The sequence below is a fragment of the Burkholderia sp. SIMBA_051 genome (assembly GCF_046534915.1).
GTDB classification, from domain to species: domain Bacteria; phylum Pseudomonadota; class Gammaproteobacteria; order Burkholderiales; family Burkholderiaceae; genus Burkholderia; species Burkholderia ambifaria.
Genome location: NZ_JAWRXS010000085.1, coordinates 1 through 373 on the forward strand (window position 1 = coordinate 1; position 373 = coordinate 373).

A 373-nucleotide genomic window follows, 5' to 3' on the forward strand; every position below is an offset into this window, starting at 1 on the left:
TGTGATCGTGCGGCGCCAAGTTCAATTTTCCTGGGGTGTCTCGCGATGAATGGTCAACAACAACGACAACACCCGCGTGCCTTGCGCATCGGTATCACGATCGGACTGCACAACGAAGCCGAAAGCCTGTGGGTCAACGGCATTAAGCAGAACGCGCTGTACCTGATGCGTGTGTTCCAGCACTCGCCGCTCAAGCATGCGGTGTGTCTGGTGAACACCACGCAGGTGGCGATCACGCCGCAGCTGCCGTGGGATCTGACGCAGTTCCCGGTCAAGCCGTTCGAGGCGGCCAAGGACGATCTGGACGTGCTCGTCGAGCTGGGCGGGCAGATCAACGAAGCGCAGTGCAAGTACCTGCAGTCTCGCGGCGCAC

At 60.6% G+C, this 373-nt stretch carries 1 protein-coding gene; it reads left to right on the forward strand.

Annotation, left to right across the window (positions count from 1 at the left end; genetic code table 11):
* Positions 1-45 precede the first annotated feature (45 nt).
* On the forward strand, positions 46-373 hold a 328-nt coding region (locus SB771_RS33655; protein ID WP_410721876.1), incomplete at its 3' end, for a DUF2827 family protein.